Raw genomic sequence first — 19,071 nt, forward strand, 5'->3', positions numbered from 1 at the left:
ACCCGCCCCTTTCACTGGAAACAAGGGGGTTCGGGCAATTTCACGCGGCTGTCACACGTCTCCCGACGCCATCGTGGAGGTCGAGGCAGCGCTCGAACCAGACAGCGACCGGATCATCGTCCCCGAATACCCTGGCCCCGGCGGTGATCCGCATCCACTGCAGCGCGCCGAACAGGATGTAGTCGGCGAAGAGCGGGCCGTCGCCGCCGATGAACTCCTGATATTTCAGGATATGGCGGATCGGCTCCAGCCTCGCGGCAAAGGCCCCGACCTCCGCCTGACGGCTCGCATCCACCTCTTCGAGCGTGCGGCCGAGGCGCGCTTCGCGGCTCTCGCGGAAATAGATCCGGTCCTTTTCCTCCAGCATGTCGTGGATGCTCTTCACGGCGATCCTGGTGATCGCCGGATGGATGAGGGTCTGCGAAAAACCCTCGACGAACCGGGAAAGCGCCTTGCCGCCCTCGCCGCCGAACAGCGTCGGCCGGTCGGGATAGGCTTCCTCCAGATAGAGCGCGATGTCGAAGCTGTCGCGGATCAGTTCGTTACCGTCCCTCAGGATCGGCACGGTTTTGGAAAAGCCGTTCTCCAGTTGCGGAATCCCGGTGAAGGGCGTCGGCTTTTCGATGAAGTCCAGGCCCTTGTGGCGAAGGGCAAGGACGATCTTCCAGCAATGGGGAGAGAATGGCCGGCTGTCGTCGGCGCCGCAGAGAGAATAGAGGATGCGGGTCATGGTGGCTCCTGATCACAGGTGTTCAGGTTTAGATAGTGGGGACAAATCCGCCCTCAAATCCAATCAGGAAATTTCATGGATGTCATTCGTTTCGGACGCCTCCACCCTCTCTTAACCGTGACCGCACGTCACCCGGCCCCTTTTAGCAAATGTTAAGCGTGCGAGCGCATCGGTTGTCGCGATATCGGACAAATCCTATCAGGCCGAGGTGCGAGATATGGCGGGCGAAAGCGGCAAGGCGGCAAGGGAGCGGACCCTTCAGGTGGTGGGCCAGCACATGGCGAAGCTGGAGGTCAGCGGCCTGCCCCGCAACTACGAGCTCTTTCACGAAGCGCTTTCCGGCGCCGATGCGGCGCTTTCCCGCGAAGTGCTGGCATTGCCCGCCGCGCCCTCCCAGGCCGCGCTGGACGAGATCGGGCTCAGGCACCAGCTGGCGGGCTTCGTCGCGCTCGCGACCCCGAAGTCACGCGATCACGAGATCAAGCTCCTGCTGGAACTCAGGGACAAGATGGCAAGCGGCATCACGCAAAAGCGGGGCTTCACGCGTGTTCTCGAAACCGTCGCCCGAAGCCTTCGCGAAGACAGCAATGCAAGCCCCCGGGATATTCTTGCCGAAATCGAATATCTGAGCGTCTCGCTCTCGGATGCGGTCGTTGCCGAGACCGAGCTGGAAGCCGCGTTGAAGACAGGCGTCGATCGCCTTGTCAACGCAGACAAAAGAACCGCCGCGGCCCGCGCCATCACCCTGAGGGACCGGTTGACCTTGCTGCCGAACCATGCCGCCTTCTCCGAGCGCCTCGACGCCCTCTACAGCTCTCCGGAGGAGGACCACGGCACGGCGCTCTTCCTCGTCGCCATCGCCGACCTGCCGGATCTCGGCTGCACCTATGGCGAGGTAGCCGTCAACCGGATCGTGAAGAAGGCCGCGGCCATCTTCCGCAAGGCGATCAAGAAAAACGATTTCGTCGCGCGGATCGGCAGCGGCGATTTCGCCTTCCTGCTCGCGGATGTCGGCAGCGGCAGCGTGCATGCGATCGCCGAACGGCTGGTCAACGCCATTGCCGACAACCTCGTCTTCGCAACATCCGAGCGCACGTCCGCCACGCTCGGACTTTCGATCGGCGTGGCGCTGACGCGCGACGCATTCTCGCCGCAGCAATTGCGCCTGCAGGCGGAGGCCGCGCTGGAAACGGCAAAGGCAAACGGCCGGCCAGCCGTTTTCATACCCCGGTAGCGCAAACCGGTTGTTTCCCATGACCGCACAGGGTCGCCTTCGAGCCCGGCGGCAAGACCTCGATTTCCGCCACATATCCGGCGCCCCCTCTTCGGGCATCCTGCCGAGGCGCTCCTTCACGCCGGATGAAAGGAATGCCAGCGCCGAGGCGCCGGCATTCACCCATCGACGAAACCGCATCAGTCCCTGACAAACTGGTTCTGCGTCGTGAACCGGACAGTGACGTCCGTCACGCCGCTGAAGGTCACCTCGAAGGCGGCGGTGGTCGTGGCCGTATCGATCACCTGCCCCTCAACGAAGGAGCCGGCGAGAATGTAGTATCTCGGCTTGGGCGTGAACTGATACGTGAGGTTCGGTTCAAGCTGGACCGCAACCGTCGGCTTGCCGGCCATGGCGATGCCGACATTCAGGTAGGTGTTCTTGCTGCCCTGCAAGCGCAAGTCAGGTATGGTCCCGTCGGACTGCGCGATGATGAGACCCTTCGTGCTATCGGACGGCCCCTCGGGGAAGCCGGGGGCGCCATAGGGAAACGGACCCTGATAGGTCACCGGTACGGCATTCTGGGACTGGATCATCACATTTGCGCTGCTCGCCGTCTGAAAGGACCGCGGCGAGCCCGTGCCGCCGAACTGCTGGACGTAGCCGACCGTCACGGAATAGTCGATCGTCCATTGGAAAAGCGACATCGCCGGGTTGTCCGGCGATCCTCCGGCCGATCCCCCGACCATCCAGGCCAGCGAAAGCGGGTCGACGGATGGCCCGATGACCTGCGGGATCGTCTGGTACAGGGCGAATTGCTGCCATTTCTGGTTCTCGTTGAAAACCTTGAGGGTATATGGCTGCCCCGCCCCGGCCTCGGGCGTCTGAAAGGCCTTGATGGCGTTCTGACCAATCAAAATCGTCATTGTCTCACTCCTCAGTTGTAGAGGCTGACGCCGCACCATACGGCGCCATGCTTCTTCCGCAGGCTTCAAAGCCTACACGGAAGGCGGCACCCCTTTGCCGCGAACACAACTTAAGATAATTAAATCACCGAATATGTCACCCAGGAGACAACCCTGATTTGCATTATTGCTCAATAATTGTGGCATCGGCATCCACATTTTCGACTTCAGGGCGGCACAACCAAGATGAGATCGACTGCCAATGAGAAGTTAAAAGATGAAATCAGAAACACGGAAATCTTTCGCAACATCGACGATCGCCAGATTGCGAGATTCCTGAGCGGTATCACGATCAGAACCTACAGGGACGGGCATATGCTTTTCTTTGCCGGCGACATATGCACGAGCCTGTATGTCATCCTTTCCGGCACCGTCTGCCTGAACTTCATCTCCGAAGAAGGCAACGAAGTCATATTCTCCGAACTTCAGCCCGGCGATGTGTTCGGAGAGATCGAGCTCACGCTCAACTACCGGCACTCGTCGACCGCGACGATCTTCCGCACCACGCGGCTGCTTGAAATCGACAGGAAGATCTTCGGCGAGATCTCACAGCTTCCGGAGATATCGTCCTTCCTGCTCAAGAGCTTCGCCCGCAAGCTGCACAACACGATGATGTTTGCCGAGGGCATGGCGCTCTATCCGCTGGAGACGCGGCTCGCGCGGCTTCTCATCAACATGGGAAGCGTTCACGGGCGGAACATCGGCGACGGCATCCTCATCGAAAAACCCATTTCCCAGAGCCGCATGGGCCAGCTCATCAATGCCAGCAGATCGCGCATCAATGCCCAGTTGCAGGCGTGGAAGACCGAGCGGCTGATCGGCATGCGGCACAACCGCATCGTCATCATCGACAAGCGATCGCTGCAGATCATTTCCCGCCATTCCGACCCGAAAGCCTAGGCCTCGCGCGTTCACCGGGAAAAGGAGGCGCGACCAGGAACCGCCGCGCTTCCCTTCCATGCGTCTACGGGCAACCGTTCTTCACGGTTTCGACAAGCTCGGCCGTGGCCTGGGTGAAGCTCGGACCATAGACCCCGTCCGGCGAGCCGGCGGAAACCACGCTGACGGCCTTGTGGATCGCATTCTCCGAAACGAACCACGCCCCTCCGCTCGCGCCGCCGCCATACATGGGATGCGGACGCGCATCGTAGGCGGTTCCCGCCTGTGCCATGATGCGCGCCGTTTCCCGATACATGTATTCTCCACCCTCCAGCCTGACGGGATAGCCCGCAACCGTCACATCTTCGCCGACCTGAGCGGCATCGATCCCGAGTTCATATTTTCCGACCGCCGACGCAGCCGTTGTCCGCATGACGGAGTAATCGTATTGCGACTTCGCCAGGCTCGGAGGGTCGTCGGAAATCTCCGTCCAGCGCAGCAGAACGGCTGCCCGGTCTATGGCAAAGAGCGTTCCGCCGCCGTTCGCGTATCCCTGCTGGAAGGTGACGTTGACGGCCTGGCTTCCGCTTTTCCAGAGGCTGTGGGCCGCGCCTATGATGATGTTGTTCTCCTTCACGAACTGGGCGCTTGCCTTATAGTCATCCCCTCCACGCGTATAGAGAAGCTTCCCCCCGAACTTGTAGGGCGCCTCGTCGATCGGTGCGCGTTCGGTTTCATCGAGCCTCTTCAGGTCTTGTGGCAGAGGACCACGATCCGGCTCGACCGTTTCCCCCTCCGGTATCGCATTGGCGATCCGTTCCGGCGTCCAGTATCGATTGAGGGCGTTCACGGATGCCGCACCGCCGGGGTCCCAGCATGTAAACTCCACCGCTTCGGCCCCGAAGGGCATCGTCAACGCAGTCAGCGAAAGAAGCGTCGAGACGGTTACGCTCCGAATGTCCATGGCTCACTCCCCTGTCCAGATTTCGCCTCCCGACGGGGAGGCCGGCAACCGGCGCCGTCCAGTAGAATCTAGCCGAATTCACAACCTCAAGATGTTTCCGCCGGAACAGGCCGCTTCTGCGCGTTCCGGTCCGTCATCCCTTGTCATCGGGCTGCGTTTGAGCCAAAACCGCCGCCATGATCACGATCACCGAACTTTCCGCCCGCGTGGCCGGCCGCCTCCTTCTCGACAATGCCAGTGTGACGCTTCCGGCGGGCACCAAGGCCGGGCTCGTGGGGCGCAACGGCGCCGGCAAATCGACCCTCTTCCGGGTCATCACCGGCGATCTCGCCGCCGAAAACGGTTCGGTGACGATCCCGAAGAACGCCCGTATAGGCCAGGTGGCACAGGAGGCGCCGGGCACGGAGGAGTCCCTGATCTCCATCGTGCTTGCCGCCGACAAGGAGCGCACCGCGCTTCTGAAAGAGGCCGAGACGGCGACCGACCCGCACCGCATAGCGGAAATCCAGATGCGGCTCGTGGATATCGACGCCCATTCGGCCGAAGCGCGCGCGGCCAGCATCCTTTCCGGCCTCGGCTTCGACCACGAGGCGCAGCACCGGCCCGCCTCCTCCTTCTCCGGCGGCTGGCGCATGCGCGTCGCGCTCGCGGCCGTGCTCTTCGCCGAGCCCGACCTGCTGCTCCTCGACGAGCCGACCAACTATCTCGACCTCGAAGGCACGATGTGGCTGGAAGATTATGTGCGGCGCTACCCGCATACGGTCATCGTCATCAGCCACGACCGCGACATGCTGAACAACGCCGTCAACGCCATCGTCCATCTCGACCAGAAGAAGCTGACCTTCTATCGCGGCGGCTACGACCAGTTCGAACGCCAGAAGGCCGAGGCGGACGAATTGCAGATGAAGGCGAAGGCGAAAAGCGACGCCGCCCGCAAGCACATCCAGAGCTATATCGACCGCTTCCGCTACAAGGCTTCCAAGGCGCGGCAGGCGCAGAGCCGCATCAAGGCGCTGGAGCGGATGGGCACGGTCGCGGCCGTCGTGGAAGATCACGTCCAGCCGATCGCGTTTCCTGAGCCGGAAAAACAACCCGCTTCGCCGATCGTGGCGATCAGCAAGGGCGCTGTCGGCTATACGCCCGGCAAGCCGATCCTGAAGAATATCAGCCTCAGGATCGACAATGACGACCGCATCGCCCTGCTCGGCTCGAACGGCAACGGCAAATCCACCTTCGCCAAGCTCATTTCCGGCCGCCTCGATGCCGAGAGCGGCGAGATGAAGCTCGCACCGGGCCTGAAGATCGGCTTCTTCGCCCAGCATCAGCTCGACGACCTGATCCCCAACGAGACGCCGGTCGATCATGTCCGCCGGCTGATGCCGCAAGCGCCGGAAGCGCAGGTGCGCGCCCGCGTCGCCCAGATGGGACTGGCGACGGAAAAGATGGCGACCGCCGCCAAGGATCTCTCCGGCGGCGAAAAGGCGCGCCTCCTCATGGGCCTTGCCGCCTTCCATGCGCCGAACCTTCTGATCCTCGACGAGCCGACCAACCACCTCGACATCGACAGCCGCCGGGCGCTGATCGAGGCACTGAACGACTATAACGGCGCGGTGATCCTGATTTCGCACGACCGGCATCTGATCGAGGCGACCGTCGACCGGCTCTGGCTGGTCAACGAGGGGACGGTGAAGACCTTCGAGGGCGACCTTGAAGAATATCGCGACCTGATCGTGTCGGCGGGCCGCAAGAAGGACGAGAAGCAGCAAGGCGCCGACGAAACGGCCTCGAAATCCGAGCAGCGCAAGGTCAACGCGGAAAAGCGCGCCTCGCTGGCGCCGCTCCGGAAAAAGATCAATGAAATCGAATCCTTGACGGCCAGGCTGGAGAAGCTGATTCAAGTCCTTGATGCGGAACTTGCAGATCCCGCCCTCTACGACAAGTCGCCCGCCAAGGCGGCGCAGAAGGCCAAGGAGCGGTCCGATGCGGCGGCGAAGCTCGCGGCGGCGGAAGAGGAATGGCTGATGCTGTCCTCCGAATACGAAGAGGCGATGGCGGGCTGACCGGCTTTTGTCCAAAACCCGCGCCGATCGTCCCGGAATGACGGTCGCGACGGTTGCCCCTCGCGGTTTTGGTACATAGGTATGGTTTCGCCGAACGGAGACAAGCCATGGACCTTTTCCTCGAAACCGACGACGATCCGAAGACGCTGGCCTTTGTCGCGGCGCTGAACAAAGCTTCCGATGACCGGTTGCAGACGCCGGAATTCGAAAAGGATCGCGACGCCCTGAAGGCGATGATCGAGCGCGAGGACCGGCTGATCGTGCCGACGCGGCGCGGTAGATGGCTATTCGATTTCCACCGTTCGAAAGACAATCCGCTCGGCATCTGGCGCCGCCTGCCGGCGGACCGGCAGCCGCTCCCGGACGCCCCCTGGGAAACGGTCTTCGATGTGGACGCCTTCTGCCGGACGGAAGGCAGGCGCTGGATTTATTCCGGAGCGATCACCTCGCCTTACGAGCCGACACACGTATTGCTGATCCTTTCCGATGGCGGTTCCGACCAGTTGCGGCTGCTGGAATTCGACGCGGAAACGAAGGCGATCGTCGAAGGCGGCTTCGACACGCCGCCGGCGCGGGCGCATGCAAGCTGGATCGGTCCGGACGAGATCGCCTATTTCGGCTCGGTCGACGAGTTTTCCGCCACCCGTTCCGGCTGGCCGCGCGTCGGCCGCCGCCTGAAGCGCGGAGAGAAACCGCAGGATGCGCCGATCCTGTTCGAAGCGGGCAAGGACGACGTCACCGGCATGGGCGGCATCATCGACCCGCTGTCCTGGGGCGGCAAACCGGGCGAGCGCCCGATCGAGATATTCACCGCTGTCCATGACATCGGCAAGGCCAGCACCTACGTGCGGGACGAGGGCGGCAATCTCCGTCGCCTCGACCTGCCGACCGAGACGGATGTCGACTATAACCACGAACATCTGCTCTGGCGCGCGAAAACCGACGAGCGTCATCCGAGCGGCAGCCTGATCCTGCAGGATTTCGCGCCGTTCGCGCCCGAGCCCCTCGGCAAGGCGCGCGTGCTGCTTTCGCCGAAGGAGGGCCAGTCGGTTTCGCAGTTCGCCCTGCTCAAGACCTGGGCCGTGTTCGTCGTCAACGACCGCATGGTGCCGAAACTCTTCCTTTTCGATCTGACGAAGCCGGCTTCGGAGCCGCAGGAACTGCCGCTGCCGGACGGCTTGCAGACCATCAGCTTCCGGTTGCTCGACGCCGATCTGACGCTGGGCGAGGAAATCCTCACGGTCATCGGCCAGGGTTTTCTGCTTCCTTCCACGACCTATCGCCTTGACCTGACGGACCATGGCGTCGGCCCCGAACTGGTCCCGACCGGAACGTCGCCCGCCTATTTCGATGCAGACGGCATGCGGTCGGCACTTCTGGAGGCGACCTCGGAGGACGGCACGAAGGTTCCCTACCACATAACCTTCCCGAAAACCTGGACCGAAGGCGAGCTGCCGGTGCTGATGTACGGTTATGGCGGCTTCGAAGTCTCGCTGTCACCGGTCTATTCCGGGGCCTACGGCCTCTGGCTCACCAAAGGCGGCGGCTTCGTGCAGGCCTATATCCGCGGCGGCGGAGAACTGGGGCCTGACTGGCACACAGCGGCCAAGGGCAAGGACCGCCACAAGGCATTCGAGGATTTCGTCGCCGTGGCGCGCGATCTCGTGAAGCGCGGCTATACAAAACCGTCGCGGATCGCCTGCAACGGCGGCAGCAATGGCGGCCTCCTGACCGCGGTGATGCTGACCCGCTACCCACGGGATTTCGGCGCCGTATGGACCTCGGTGCCAGTGATCGACATGTCGCGCTTCCACCTCTTCCCGTCGGGCAAGGCATGGATGGACGAATACGGCAACCCGGAGGTGGCCGGGGACCTTGAAAGCATGCTCACCTATTCGCCGCTGCATCAGGTGAGGCCGGCCGGCGAAGTCCGCTATCCGCCGGTCTATATCGAAAGCTCGACCAATGACGACCGCGTGCACCCGTCGCATGCCCGCCGTTTTGCCAAGCGGCTGCTCGATGCCGGACACACGCCATTCTTCCGCGAATTCGGATCGGGCGGCCATGGCGGCGCCGGCAACAGTTCCGAAATGGCCGAGCGGCAGGCCATCGGCCACAGCTTTCTGCGCCAGACGGTCATGGCGCACAAAAGCAGCATTAGCTCCAGAGATAGCTCACTGGAGTGAGGTTGCCAGTCGGCAGATTCTCGAATCAAAATCCTCCCGACATCTGCTAAAGCCGGTTTCGGTGCGGTGAGCGCCTTTGCCCGTTACAGAAGGTCGTCATGCGGTGCAGCCGAATTTCCGCGACGGCTTCCATTATGCCGGCGCGAAGGCCGCCGGCAGCGGGCTTCTCCATGTTGGCGATGATCTTACGCTCACCGACCTGGCTTGATCCTCAACGGCCCGGATAGTTCGGCCTCCTAACCAGCCATTAACCATAATCGGCGAAAGTGACCGCGTCTCAACTCCTTAATCACTTTTGATCCGAGCCATCCCCCATGTTTGTCCGCGCTCTCTGCGCCGCCGTAGCCGCCGCGTGCCTTCTTTCCTCCTGCGCCGGGCGCAGCCAGACCGAAGGCGGCTCGCTGGCCACCTCCTTCGCGCCCGCCAAGGCGCTCTCCTCCCCGAAAAAGGCCGAAGCGGATTCGCCGGTGGCGCTCACCCCGGTCGCGTGGGGGCGCATCGGCAGCCCGACGGCACTCGCCGGGCGCACCATAAACGCCTCCTCGCTTGCCGACCTGAAGCTGCGTGACAAGGAGGTCGTGCTGACCTTCGACGACGGGCCGATGCCGAAGAAGACGGAAAAGATCCTTTCCATCCTTGACGAATACAACGTCAAGGCGACCTTCCTGATGGTCGGCCAGATGGCCAAGGCCCATCCGGCGATCGCCCGGAAGGTGGTCGACGCGGGTCATTCGATCGGCAGCCACACCTATCGCCACGCCGACCTCCAGAACCTGTCCTTCGACGCCGCCGTCGCCGAGATCGAGAAGGGGCGCGACGCCGTCACCAGCGTCACGCATGAGGACGCCGGCTTCTTCCGTTTCCCCTACCTCGCCGATACCCGCCGCCTGCGCCAATGGGTGGCCAACAGCGGCATGGTCGTGCTGGACGTGCAGGTCGATTCGAAGGACTATTTCGGCGTTTCGCCGGCGGCCGTCGCGACCCGCACGATGAACACGTTGCGCGCCCACGGCAAGGGCATCATCCTGCTGCACGACATCCATGCCCGCACCGTCGCCATGCTGCCGGCGTTGCTTACCCAGCTGAAGGCGGAGGGCTACAAGGTCGTCCGGCTGCGCCACAGCAATTCGTCGATGATGATGGCCTGGCTGAACTGACACCAAAACGGCCGCAAGTCCGACGCCGGGTCAGGCCTTCTTGACCCAGCGCCCCTCCTCCGACTGCTGCCAATAGGTCAGCGCATGCCCCTCGCCCTTCAGCCTCTTCCACTGGGCGCGGGCGTTCTCGAGCTGGGAGACATCGTAGCCGTCGAACATGAAGACGATCCGCTCATAGGTTTCGACCGGCGGAGGTTCGGCGCCGTCGACGACGAAGCGGACGGTGGCCCCGTTGCGGTTTTCCGCAGCGGCGGTCAGGAGCACCGGCTGGGCATCCGCCATCGGGGCCGCATCCGTACCGTGCGGCAGGAAGCTGTCCTCGCGAAAGGTCCACAGATGCGCATCGAGGAAATCCCGGCGCGCCTCCGCATTGGTCTGCACAGCCACCCTCCAGCCGCGCTCGACGCTTTTTTCCAGAAGCGCCGGCAGGGCTTCCTCCAGCTTGGATTCAGTCAGGTGGTAGAACAGGATCTCGGTCATCGAGGTTGAGAACTCATCATTTCGCTGGAATGGCAGACAGGGGTCTCAACCCGCCTCGTAGTGCGCCCGGACGAGTTCGTCCAGCAGGCGCACGCCATAACCCGAGCCCCAGGACTGGTTGATCTCGTTGGCGGGCGAATTCATGGCCGTGCCGGCGATGTCGAGATGCGCCCAGGGCGTGTCGTCGACGAAGCGCTTCAGAAGCTGCGCGGCGGTGATCGAGCCGGCATAACGGCCGCCGGTGTTCTTCATGTCCGCGAACTTCGAATCGATGATCTTGTCGTAATCCTTGCCGAGCGGCATGCGCCACAGCCTCTCGCCCGTCACCTCGCCCACCGCCGTCAACTGGCCGGCCAGCGTGTCGTCGTTGGAAAAGAGGCCCGCATGCAGATTGCCGAGCGCCACCATGATCGCCCCCGTCAGCGTCGCGAGATTGACCATGAAGCGCGGCTTGAAGCGCTCCTTGCAGTACCAAAGGGCATCGGCGAGCACGAGGCGGCCTTCGGCATCGGTGTTGATGATCTCGATCGTCTGGCCGGACATGGTGGTGACGATGTCGCCGGGGCGCTGCGCATTGCCGTCCGGCATGTTTTCCACGAGGCCGATGATGCCGATGGCGTTGACCTTCGCCTTGCGGGCCGCGAGCGTGTGGATGAGGCCGGTGACGGCGGCCGCTCCGCCCATGTCGCCTTTCATGTCCTCCATGCCCGCGCCGGGCTTGATCGAAATGCCGCCCGTGTCGAAGACGACGCCCTTGCCGACGAAGGCAACCGGCGCCTCCTTCGCCTTGCCGCCCTTCCAATGCATGATCGCCAGCCGCGGCGGACGGACGGAACCCTGGGCCACACCGAGCAGCGCGCCCATGCCGAGCTTCTTCATTTCCTTCTCGGTCAGCACCTCGACTTCGACGCCAAGCTTTTCCAGCTCCTTCGCCCGGTCGGCGAATTCGACGGGGCCGAGCGCGTTCGGCGGCAGGTTGACGAGGTCGCGGGCCAGAATGACGCCTCCCGCGATCGCCTCCGAATCGGCGAATGCCTTCTTCGCGGCCGCATGGGCGGCGGTCACGATCGTCACCTTCACCGACTTCGGCGCCTTGCCCTCGTCGTCGCCCTTCCTCGTCTTGTAGGCATCGAAACCATAGGCGCGCAGCAGCATGCCGAGCGCAAAGCCGGCTGCTTCCGCGCCGCCGACGTCCAGTCCCGGCACATCCAGGAAAACGGCGACCTTGGGCATGGACCGGACGGCCCCGGCCGCCACGCCACCCGCCTTGATCCAGTCATAGGCCGTGAGCTTCTCCGCCTTGCCGAGCCCCAGCACGACAAGCCGGTCGGCGGGCGAACCCTGGGGCGCAATGATGTCGAGCGTGGTCGTCGTCTTGCCGGAGAATTTTCCGATCCCGGCCGCCCGGCCGACGATGCCCGCCGGATCGGCATCGGCCGCGCCGGCTGCCGGTCCGTCGCCGGCAAGCGTGAGCTGGATGGCAAGACCGCCGTCGATCCTGGCGGCCTTGGCGAAGGAGATATCGAATTTCAGGGACATTGCGACTCCAGAAGGCTTGCAAGCAGAAGCCGCGATCATCGCCGTTTCGGCCGCAAGCGCAAGGGCGAGAAGTCACAACTGCGTCACCCGGGGACGCAGTATCGCCGCCTGCGCGTCAAAAAGCCCGATTTCGAAAGGAGGCCTTCCCGGATATCGGCAGGCCGCGCTGTTCAAATCCAGCACGTCTTGCTCTAGAGCAGGAGGCGTTCGCGCCTCTCCATCAACCGGATACGCCCTGCATGACATCGCCCTCCCCCACCGTTTCCAAATGGCTTGCCACCGCGCGGCGATTCCTCGCCGGGCCGATGGGCTGGTTCATTTCGCTGATGATCCTGTGGTGGGTGCTGCTGGCGGTCTTCTACTTCATTCCGGCCATAGATACCGGCGTGGCCCGCGCCTTCTTCGAGCGGGCGGCCTGCGGCGAGGCGGCCGGACAAGGCCGCATCTGCGGCAGCTTTCCCTATGGCGCGCAGGATATCTTCGTGGTGATCCGCCGCATTCTCTTCTACCTGCCGTCGCTGATCGCGATCTTCATCCTCTACCGGCTGATCGCCAATCTCCAGCACCACGGCGCGACCTACAGCCCGCGCAAGACGCGGGATTATTCGATCGCGCTGGTTTCCTTCCTGATCGGTCCCTATGTGCTGGTCAACCTGATCCTGAAGCAGATATCCAACCGGCCGCGCCCCTATGAGACCGATCTCTTCGGCGGCCGGCATGCCTTCATGCCGGCGGGCGATTTCCAGGGCGCGTGCTCCGGCAACTGTTCCTTCATCTCCGGCGAGGCCGCCGGCGCCGGCTGGACGGCTTGCCTGATCGTGCTCCTGCCGAAGCCGCTCCGTCCGGTGCTCGGCCCGCCGCTGATTGCGGTATCGCTGGTCTCGCCGGCGCTGAGGACCGCCTTCGGCGGCCACTACCTCTCGGACGTGACACTCGGCTGGCTGTCGTCGATCGTCATCTATGCGGGCGTGGCGGCGTGTTTCGAAATGTCACAGCGGAAGAGAAAACAGAATCCGCAAACAAATTTGTGACGGCCCCCCTGTCGCAAAGCGCTCGCCGATCGCTTAGATAAGCGCGACCGCCGTCTCCGGATGGCTGGGGTGCAAGATGTTCAGGCCAGAATGAAGCTTCTCGAACGTTACATATTGCGCCGGATTTTTCAGATGTTCCTGGTGACGCTCATCCCGGTGCTCACCATCATCTGGACCATCCAGGTGCTTGGGCGCATCAACCTGGTCACGGATACCGGCCAGTCGATGGGCTCGTTCGCGACTCTCGCCACCTATATCCTGCCCACCATCATCCCCGTCGTCCTGCCGTTCGCGCTCGTCATCGGCATCACCCAGACGCTGACGGCGATGAACAACGATTCGGAAATGCCGGTCATCGATGCCGCCGGCGCCACCCGCAGCATCATCTACAGGCCGGTGCTGATGCTCGGCATCATGCTCAGCCTCTTCTCCTTCGTGACCACCAATTTCGTCGAACCGCCGTCGCGCGTCGCGGCTCGCCAGATGGTCGCCGCGGCCTATGCCGACCTGCTCTCGTCGGTGATCGAGGAGAAGACTTTCCGCAGCATCGAGGACGGTCTTTACGTGCAGATCTCGGAGCGCCATTCCGGCCGCGTGCTGAAGGGCCTTTTCGTGGTCGACTACCGCGATCCCAATTTCGACCTCATCTATTATGCGCGCGAGGGATCGATCGACGAAAGCGGCACGTCGCTCACCATGCGCGACGGCGAGGTGCATCGCAGGGCTGCCGACGGCCGCATCTCGATCATCAAGTTCGTTTCCTACGCCTTCGACCTGTCGGCCATGGCAAAATCGGAAGGCGGCCTGCCGCAATATTCCACCGATCGCAGCCTGTCCTTCCTGCTCAATCCGGACCCCAACGACCCGCTCTACCAGAAATCGCCCGACGCCTTCCGCGGCGAACTGCACCGCCGCCTGTCGGACTGGTTGTACCCTTTCGCCTTCGCGCTTCTGTCGCTGGTCGTCGCAGGCAATACGCGGTCGCATCGCCAGACCCGGGTCCACCCCATGGTCTATGCGCTGTTCCTGGCATTCCTCATCCGGTGGCTGGGCTTTTCGGCGACCAATTTCGTGGAGCGCCATCCGCTTTATGCGCCGCTTCCCTATGCGGTGCCGCTCGTCAGTTCGCTGATCGCGATCTGGATGCTCGCCACCAACCGGCAGCTCTCGACGCCCGCCTTCCTTGCCCGCGGCATCTCGCGCCTGACGGGCAGCCTGCATCGCCGCCTCGCCTCCCGCACGACGGATGGAGGCGTGGCATGATCTTCTCGACGCTCGGGCGGTATTTCTTCCGCCGCTATGTCGTGACCGCCCTGTGGTTCCTGCTCGGCGTCAGCGCCATCATCTTCCTCGCGGATTTCAGCGAGACGAGCCGCCGCATGTCAGGCTTCGTCGGCTACACGGTCTCGGCCGGCCTGGTGATGACGGCGATGCGCGTGCCGCTCATCCTGCAGCAGATCATCCCGACGCTCAGCCTGTTCATCGGCATGACGGTGCTCATCGCGCTCAACCGCCGCTACGAACTGGTGGTAACGCGGGCAGCCGGCATTTCGGTCTGGCAGTTCGTCTCACCCTTCGTGATCGGGGCGTTCCTGATCGGGCTTGCGACGCTTCTCGTCGTCAACCCGCTCGCGGCCTGGGGCCAGCGCGAATCGGCCTCCATGGAGGCGAGCTGGCGCGAGGCGAGCAACCGCACCCGCGCCTCCAAGTTCGTTCCCTGGATTCGCCAGATCAGCGGCGACGACGATACGATCATCGGCGCCAAGAGCTACGAAGAGAAGGGAACGCTCCTTATCGACGTCGTCGTGTTCCACTTCGACAAGGACGGCCGCGTCATCGTGCGGCAGGACGCCAAGACCGCAAAATTGGAAAATGGTTACTGGCTGCTTAACGACGTCATGGAGAACCGGCCGGGCGAGATTCCTGCGCGTCACCAGACAGCACAGGTTCGCACCAACTTGAGACAGGAATATATCCAGGAGAGCCTGGCGCAGCCGGAAACCGTTGCGTTTTTTGACCTTTCCAGAAAAATCGAGGTTGGCAAATCCTTCGGCATATCCACCAAGGCGCTCGAGACGCAGTATCACTCCATGCTCTCCCTGCCGCTCCTGCTCGTGGCGATGACTCTCATTGCTGCAACAGTATCATTAAAATTCAGTCGGTTCGCCCAGTCCCGCTCCGTGATTCTGGGTGGAATAGTTTCCGGCTTCGTGCTTTATGTCGTAACGGTGCTCGTAAAGGCATTCGGGAGCAGCGGGGCGATTCCTCCTGCCGTGGCGGTCTGGGTTCCAGTCATCGTCGCGACAGCGCTGGGAACGACAATTCTGCTTCATCAGGAGGATGGCTAGTGGCGGCAAGTGACCGCAAGAACATAAGACGGCTCGCCGCCGCCCTGCTGACAGGTGTGTCTGTATGCGTTCTCGGCGTATCGGCAACGACTGTGCATGCGCAGAATCTGGTGCCCGCGGCGGCGGATGGCGCCAAGCTTCTGCTGCGCGCCAACGAACTCGTCTATAATCAGGATGCCCAGCAGGTCACCGCCACTGGTGGCGTGCAGATGTATTACAACCGCTACCGCATGGTGGCGCAGCGCGTCCAGTACGACCAGAAGACGGGCCGCGTCATGGCGACCGGCAATATCGAGCTGATCGAGCCCGGTGGAAACCGTGTCTATGCGGACCAGCTCGACGTCACCGACGACTTCGGCGAAGGCTTCATCAACACGTTGCGCGTCGAGACGACCGACAATACCCGCCTTGCCGCGGAAAGCGCCGAGCGCCAGCAGGGCGATCTGATGGTGCTCAACAACACCGTCTATACCGCCTGCCTTCCCTGCGCCCAGACGCCCGGCAAGGCGCCGCTCTGGCAGGTGAAGGCGCAGCGCGTCGTCCGCAACGGCCAGACCCATACGATTCGCCTCGAAAACGCGCAGTTCGAACTCTTCGGCCTGCCGATCGGCAGACTGCCGTTCGCGATCGAGGTGCCGGACGAGACGGTGGAGCGCAAATCGGGCCTCCTCTTCCCGCAGTTTTCCGCGAGCGACAATCTCGGCTTCGGCGTGACGGTGCCCTACTATCACGTGTTCTCGCCGAGCATGGACGCGACGATCAGCCCGACCTACTATTCCAACCAGGGTCTGCTGCTGCAGGGCGAAATCCGCAACAGGTTCGATAACGGCGACCATACGTTCCGCTTCGCCGGCATCCACCAGCAGGACCCGGAAGCGTTCGACCCGAATACGAGCGACCGCGGCGCGGAAAACCGTTTCATGGCCGCCTCCAAGGGCGAGTTCAAGATCAATCCGCGCTGGACGTTCGGCTGGAACGCCATGGTCCAGAGCGACAACAACTTCTCCAAGACCTACGGCCTGGAAGGCGTCGACGCCGACACGTTCATCAACGACGTCTACCTGACCGGGCTCGGCACGCGGAACTACTTCGACCTGCACGGCTATTATTTCAACGTGCAGGACAAGGCGGACCGCAACACGCGCGAACAGCAGCAGGCGATCGTCTATCCGTCGCTCGACTACAGCTACTACGCGCCGGAGCCGGTGCTTGGCGGCGAGTTCTCGATCACCGCCAATATCACCAATCTCTCCCGCCGCGAGGATGACTGGTATACGGAAGGCTCGACCGACCGCTTCCCGGGTCTCGAAGGCAGTTACAGCCGCTTCACGGTCGAGACCGAATGGAAGCGCACTTTCAACACGTTCGACGGATTTCTGCTGACGCCCCTTCTGGCGGCGCGGGCCGACGGGCTGCGTCATACCGGGTCGAACGTGCCGGGCGGTATCTATCTCGGCGATCTCGAGCCGGAAGGCGGCAATGGCCGCTATATGGTCACGGCCGGCCTCGAAGCGCGCTATCCCATCCTGATGACCTACGGCGACAGCAGCCATGTCATCGAGCCGATCGCGCAGATCTATGTGCGCCCGGACGAGCAGATGGCCGGCGGCCTGCCGAACGAGGACGCCCAGAGCTTCGTCTTCGATGCGACCACGCTTTTCGAGCGCGACAAATTCTCCGGCTTCGATCGCGTCGAAGGCGGCACGCGCGCCAATGTGGGCATCCGCTATACCGGCTCTTTCGCAAACGGCATCGGCGTGAGGGGCATCTTCGGACAGTCCTACCAGATCGCCGGCCGGAACTCCTTCGCCACCGAAGACCTCGTGCATGCGGGCGCCAATTCCGGCCTCGAATCCCGTGTGTCGGACTATGTGGCGATGGCGGCCATCGACCTGCCGCAGGGCTTCACGATCGGCGCGAACACGCGGTTCGACGAAAAGACCTTCGCGGTCAAGCGCACCGACGCATCGTTCAGCTACACCACGCCGCGCGTGCAGGGAACACTCGTCTACACGCAGGTCGATCCGCAGGAGGCGTACGGCTCCGACGAATCGACCGACGTGCTGAAGCAGACGATGAAGTTCCGCATCAACGAGAACTGGGCGCTCGCCGGCACGGCGACGTGGGACCTCGCCGAGAAGGATATCATCAAGCGCGGCATCGGCATCAGCTATGCGGACGAGTGCACGATCTTCACGCTCGCCTATACGGACAAGCCCCAGAGCACGGCCGCCAACGACTGGACCGTCAGCGCACGCCTCAGCTTCCGCACGCTCGGCGACATCAACATCGGCTCCAATACCAGCGATTACGATCAGGAATATCAGTACCAATAGCGGCCGTAAGCGCCTGAAGACCGGGCCAAGGCTGGCCCGGCGTCATCGTTTCGCCGCAAGAATTGTGCAAGCGGGCGCAGATATAGTAAGAGAAGGCGAGGCCGGTCGGCCACGGCGTGTCGCCCGGAGGCGGAAACGGTTCCGGAATGTGGCATGCCGGGAGACAACAGCCTGAAGCGCGCGGCACGGGGCGGCACGTTTCGGGCGTCGACCGGGGCGGGAAAGGATTTGTATCATGTTTGCAATGACCGCAACGCGCAGGCTGGCACTGGCCGTGGTCGTACTGGCCGCTTCGGTGGTCGTCCAGCCGGTTGCCCAGCAGGCCCAGGCCGCCAGCGAGATCACGGCGGTCGTCAACAGGACACCGATCACTACCACCGATGTTTCCCGCCGTGCGGCGTTCCTGCGCCTGCAGCGCCAGAAGGCCGATACCAAGGCCGCCCGCGAAGCGATGGTGGATGAGATCCTGAAGCGCCAGGAAATCGCGCGCGTGAAAATGTCGGTCAGCACCGACGATGTCGAGAAGTCCTTCGAGCGCTTCGCTGCCAGCAACAAGATGAGCCCGCAGCAGATGGGCCAGATCCTCGACAAGGCCGGCGTCGGGGTGGAGCATTTCAAGAACTACATCGCCGTGCAGATGAGCTGGCCGCGCCTCGTTAATGCCCGCTATGGCGGCGGACGAAGCCGCATGTCCAGCCAGGAACTCGTCACCCGCATGATGGAGAACAAGCAAAAACCGGTCACGACCGAGTATTTCCTGCAGCAGGTCATTTTCGTGGTGCCGGCAGCCAAGCGCAACGCCATCCTCGGCAAACGCCAGAAGGAAGCGAATGCCGCACGCTCGAAGTTCCCGGGCTGCGAACAGTCCAAGGAATTCGCGGCAACGATGCTCGACGTTTCGATCCGCAACCTCGGCCGCGTGCTTGCCCCCGAGCTGCCGGAGGACTGGAAGCCGCTGATCGAGAAGGCTTCCGGCGGCACCACCGCCACCCGCGTCACGGAACGTGGCGTGGAATTCCTGGCGATCTGCAACCAGCGCCAGGTTTCCGACGACTTCGCCGCCGAAGTGGTCTTCCGCGCGGAAGACCTCACCAAGGCGGAGAAGGAAGGCCAGAATCCCAACGACAAGAAATATCTCGACGAACTGCGCAACAAGGCCCAGATCGAGTATCGATGATATCTA

Annotated in this window: 16 protein-coding genes; 11 read left to right on the forward strand and 5 right to left on the reverse strand. The window is 63.0% G+C overall.

What is annotated here, in order from left to right; all coding sequences use genetic code 11:
- Positions 1–40 precede the first annotated feature (40 nt).
- Positions 41–730: a glutathione S-transferase family protein gene (locus ACFFP0_RS20180; RefSeq protein ID WP_377263992.1), complete on the reverse strand. Its 690-nt coding sequence runs from the start codon at positions 728–730 to the stop codon at positions 41–43.
- 217 nt (positions 731–947) lie between these two features.
- Here ACFFP0_RS20180 and ACFFP0_RS20185 point away from each other — a divergent pair, with 217 nt between their 5' ends.
- Positions 948–1,964 (forward strand): GGDEF domain-containing protein, encoded by a 1,017-nt coding sequence (locus ACFFP0_RS20185; protein WP_377263993.1) that lies wholly within the window; start codon positions 948–950, stop codon positions 1,962–1,964.
- Between the two features lie 179 nt (positions 1,965–2,143).
- Here ACFFP0_RS20185 and ACFFP0_RS20190 read toward each other — a convergent pair whose 3' ends face one another.
- On the reverse strand, positions 2,144–2,869 hold the full coding sequence (locus ACFFP0_RS20190) for a RhiA family protein (protein WP_377263994.1): 726 nt from the start codon (positions 2,867–2,869) through the stop codon (positions 2,144–2,146).
- Positions 2,870–3,094: 225 nt separating this feature from the next.
- Between ACFFP0_RS20190 and ACFFP0_RS20195 the strand changes: the two genes are divergently transcribed.
- Complete coding sequence (locus ACFFP0_RS20195; RefSeq protein WP_377263995.1) at positions 3,095–3,808, forward strand: Crp/Fnr family transcriptional regulator; 714 nt, start codon at positions 3,095–3,097, stop codon at positions 3,806–3,808.
- A 64-nt stretch (positions 3,809–3,872) separates the two neighbouring features.
- On the opposite strand, the gene ACFFP0_RS20200 is transcribed toward ACFFP0_RS20195, so the two are convergent.
- Positions 3,873–4,751, reverse strand: a complete 879-nt coding sequence (locus ACFFP0_RS20200; RefSeq protein WP_377263996.1) for a hypothetical protein — start codon at positions 4,749–4,751, stop codon at positions 3,873–3,875.
- A 176-nt stretch (positions 4,752–4,927) separates the two neighbouring features.
- Between ACFFP0_RS20200 and abc-f the strand changes: the two genes are divergently transcribed.
- From abc-f to ACFFP0_RS20220, 4 genes are all read left to right on the forward strand, one after another.
- Positions 4,928–6,811, forward strand: coding sequence for a ribosomal protection-like ABC-F family protein (abc-f, locus tag ACFFP0_RS20205; RefSeq protein WP_377263997.1), 1,884 nt, complete (start codon positions 4,928–4,930; stop codon positions 6,809–6,811).
- 107 nt (positions 6,812–6,918) lie between these two features.
- Positions 6,919–8,997, forward strand: coding sequence for a prolyl oligopeptidase family serine peptidase (locus ACFFP0_RS20210; RefSeq protein ID WP_377263998.1), 2,079 nt, complete (start codon positions 6,919–6,921; stop codon positions 8,995–8,997).
- Between the two features lie 76 nt (positions 8,998–9,073).
- The gene (locus tag ACFFP0_RS20215) at positions 9,074–9,205 is read left to right on the forward strand and encodes a type II toxin-antitoxin system VapC family toxin (RefSeq protein ID WP_377263999.1); all 132 of its coding nucleotides are present in this window, start codon (positions 9,074–9,076) and stop codon (positions 9,203–9,205) included.
- A gap of 106 nt (positions 9,206–9,311) precedes the next feature.
- Positions 9,312–10,154 (forward strand): polysaccharide deacetylase family protein, encoded by an 843-nt coding sequence (locus ACFFP0_RS20220; RefSeq protein WP_377264000.1) that lies wholly within the window; start codon positions 9,312–9,314, stop codon positions 10,152–10,154.
- Positions 10,155–10,184: 30 nt separating this feature from the next.
- On the opposite strand, the gene ACFFP0_RS20225 is transcribed toward ACFFP0_RS20220, so the two are convergent.
- Both ACFFP0_RS20225 and ACFFP0_RS20230 read right to left on the reverse strand, forming a co-directional pair.
- Positions 10,185–10,634 carry a DNA polymerase III subunit chi gene (locus tag ACFFP0_RS20225; RefSeq protein WP_377264001.1) on the reverse strand — a complete coding sequence of 150 codons (450 nt, stop codon included), beginning with the start codon at positions 10,632–10,634 and terminating at the stop codon, positions 10,185–10,187.
- A 45-nt stretch (positions 10,635–10,679) separates the two neighbouring features.
- Positions 10,680–12,173, reverse strand: a complete 1,494-nt coding sequence (locus tag ACFFP0_RS20230; RefSeq protein WP_377264002.1) for a leucyl aminopeptidase — start codon at positions 12,171–12,173, stop codon at positions 10,680–10,682.
- A 239-nt stretch (positions 12,174–12,412) separates the two neighbouring features.
- Between ACFFP0_RS20230 and ACFFP0_RS20235 the strand changes: the two genes are divergently transcribed.
- The 5 genes from ACFFP0_RS20235 (at position 12,413) to ACFFP0_RS20255 (ending at position 19,065) form a co-directional block, all read left to right on the forward strand.
- Positions 12,413–13,204, forward strand: coding sequence for a phosphatase PAP2 family protein (locus ACFFP0_RS20235; protein WP_377264003.1), 792 nt, complete (start codon positions 12,413–12,415; stop codon positions 13,202–13,204).
- A gap of 90 nt (positions 13,205–13,294) precedes the next feature.
- Positions 13,295–14,467: an LPS export ABC transporter permease LptF gene (lptF, locus tag ACFFP0_RS20240; protein WP_377264342.1), complete on the forward strand. Its 1,173-nt coding sequence runs from the start codon at positions 13,295–13,297 to the stop codon at positions 14,465–14,467.
- Positions 14,464–15,552 (forward strand): LPS export ABC transporter permease LptG, encoded by a 1,089-nt coding sequence (gene lptG, locus ACFFP0_RS20245; RefSeq protein ID WP_377264004.1) that lies wholly within the window; start codon positions 14,464–14,466, stop codon positions 15,550–15,552. Before lptF ends, lptG begins: the two co-directional genes overlap by 4 nt.
- Entirely contained in the window at positions 15,552–17,888 is a 2,337-nt protein-coding gene (locus ACFFP0_RS20250) for an LPS-assembly protein LptD (protein ID WP_377264005.1), read from the forward strand. The genes lptG and ACFFP0_RS20250 overlap by 1 nt, the downstream gene beginning before the upstream one ends.
- A 235-nt stretch (positions 17,889–18,123) precedes the next feature.
- On the forward strand, positions 18,124–19,065 hold the full coding sequence (locus tag ACFFP0_RS20255) for a SurA N-terminal domain-containing protein (RefSeq protein ID WP_377264006.1): 942 nt from the start codon (positions 18,124–18,126) through the stop codon (positions 19,063–19,065).
- The last annotated feature ends 6 nt before the right edge of the window (positions 19,066–19,071 follow it).

Origin of the sequence: Neorhizobium puerariae (assembly GCF_042429745.1) — a bacterium.
In the GTDB taxonomy this organism is placed as follows: domain Bacteria; phylum Pseudomonadota; class Alphaproteobacteria; order Rhizobiales; family Rhizobiaceae; genus Neorhizobium; species Neorhizobium puerariae.

Coding starts and splice junctions, on each gene's coding strand:
- ACFFP0_RS20180 (WP_377263992.1), bottom strand. CDS start 730: ATGACCCGCATCCTCTATTCTCTCTGCGGCGCCGACGACAGCCGGCCA.
- ACFFP0_RS20225 (WP_377264001.1), bottom strand. CDS start 10,634: ATGACCGAGATCCTGTTCTACCACCTGACTGAATCCAAGCTGGAGGAA.
- lptG (WP_377264004.1), top strand. CDS start 14,464: ATGATCTTCTCGACGCTCGGGCGGTATTTCTTCCGCCGCTATGTCGTG.
- ACFFP0_RS20185 (WP_377263993.1), top strand. CDS start 948: ATGGCGGGCGAAAGCGGCAAGGCGGCAAGGGAGCGGACCCTTCAGGTG.
- ACFFP0_RS20195 (WP_377263995.1), top strand. CDS start 3,095: ATGAGATCGACTGCCAATGAGAAGTTAAAAGATGAAATCAGAAACACG.
- ACFFP0_RS20230 (WP_377264002.1), bottom strand. CDS start 12,173: ATGTCCCTGAAATTCGATATCTCCTTCGCCAAGGCCGCCAGGATCGAC.
- ACFFP0_RS20200 (WP_377263996.1), bottom strand. CDS start 4,751: ATGGACATTCGGAGCGTAACCGTCTCGACGCTTCTTTCGCTGACTGCG.
- ACFFP0_RS20220 (WP_377264000.1), top strand. CDS start 9,312: ATGTTTGTCCGCGCTCTCTGCGCCGCCGTAGCCGCCGCGTGCCTTCTT.
- ACFFP0_RS20235 (WP_377264003.1), top strand. CDS start 12,413: ATGACATCGCCCTCCCCCACCGTTTCCAAATGGCTTGCCACCGCGCGG.
- ACFFP0_RS20255 (WP_377264006.1), top strand. CDS start 18,124: ATGTTTGCAATGACCGCAACGCGCAGGCTGGCACTGGCCGTGGTCGTA.
- lptF (WP_377264342.1), top strand. CDS start 13,295: ATGAAGCTTCTCGAACGTTACATATTGCGCCGGATTTTTCAGATGTTC.
- ACFFP0_RS20210 (WP_377263998.1), top strand. CDS start 6,919: ATGGACCTTTTCCTCGAAACCGACGACGATCCGAAGACGCTGGCCTTT.
- abc-f (WP_377263997.1), top strand. CDS start 4,928: ATGATCACGATCACCGAACTTTCCGCCCGCGTGGCCGGCCGCCTCCTT.
- ACFFP0_RS20190 (WP_377263994.1), bottom strand. CDS start 2,869: ATGACGATTTTGATTGGTCAGAACGCCATCAAGGCCTTTCAGACGCCC.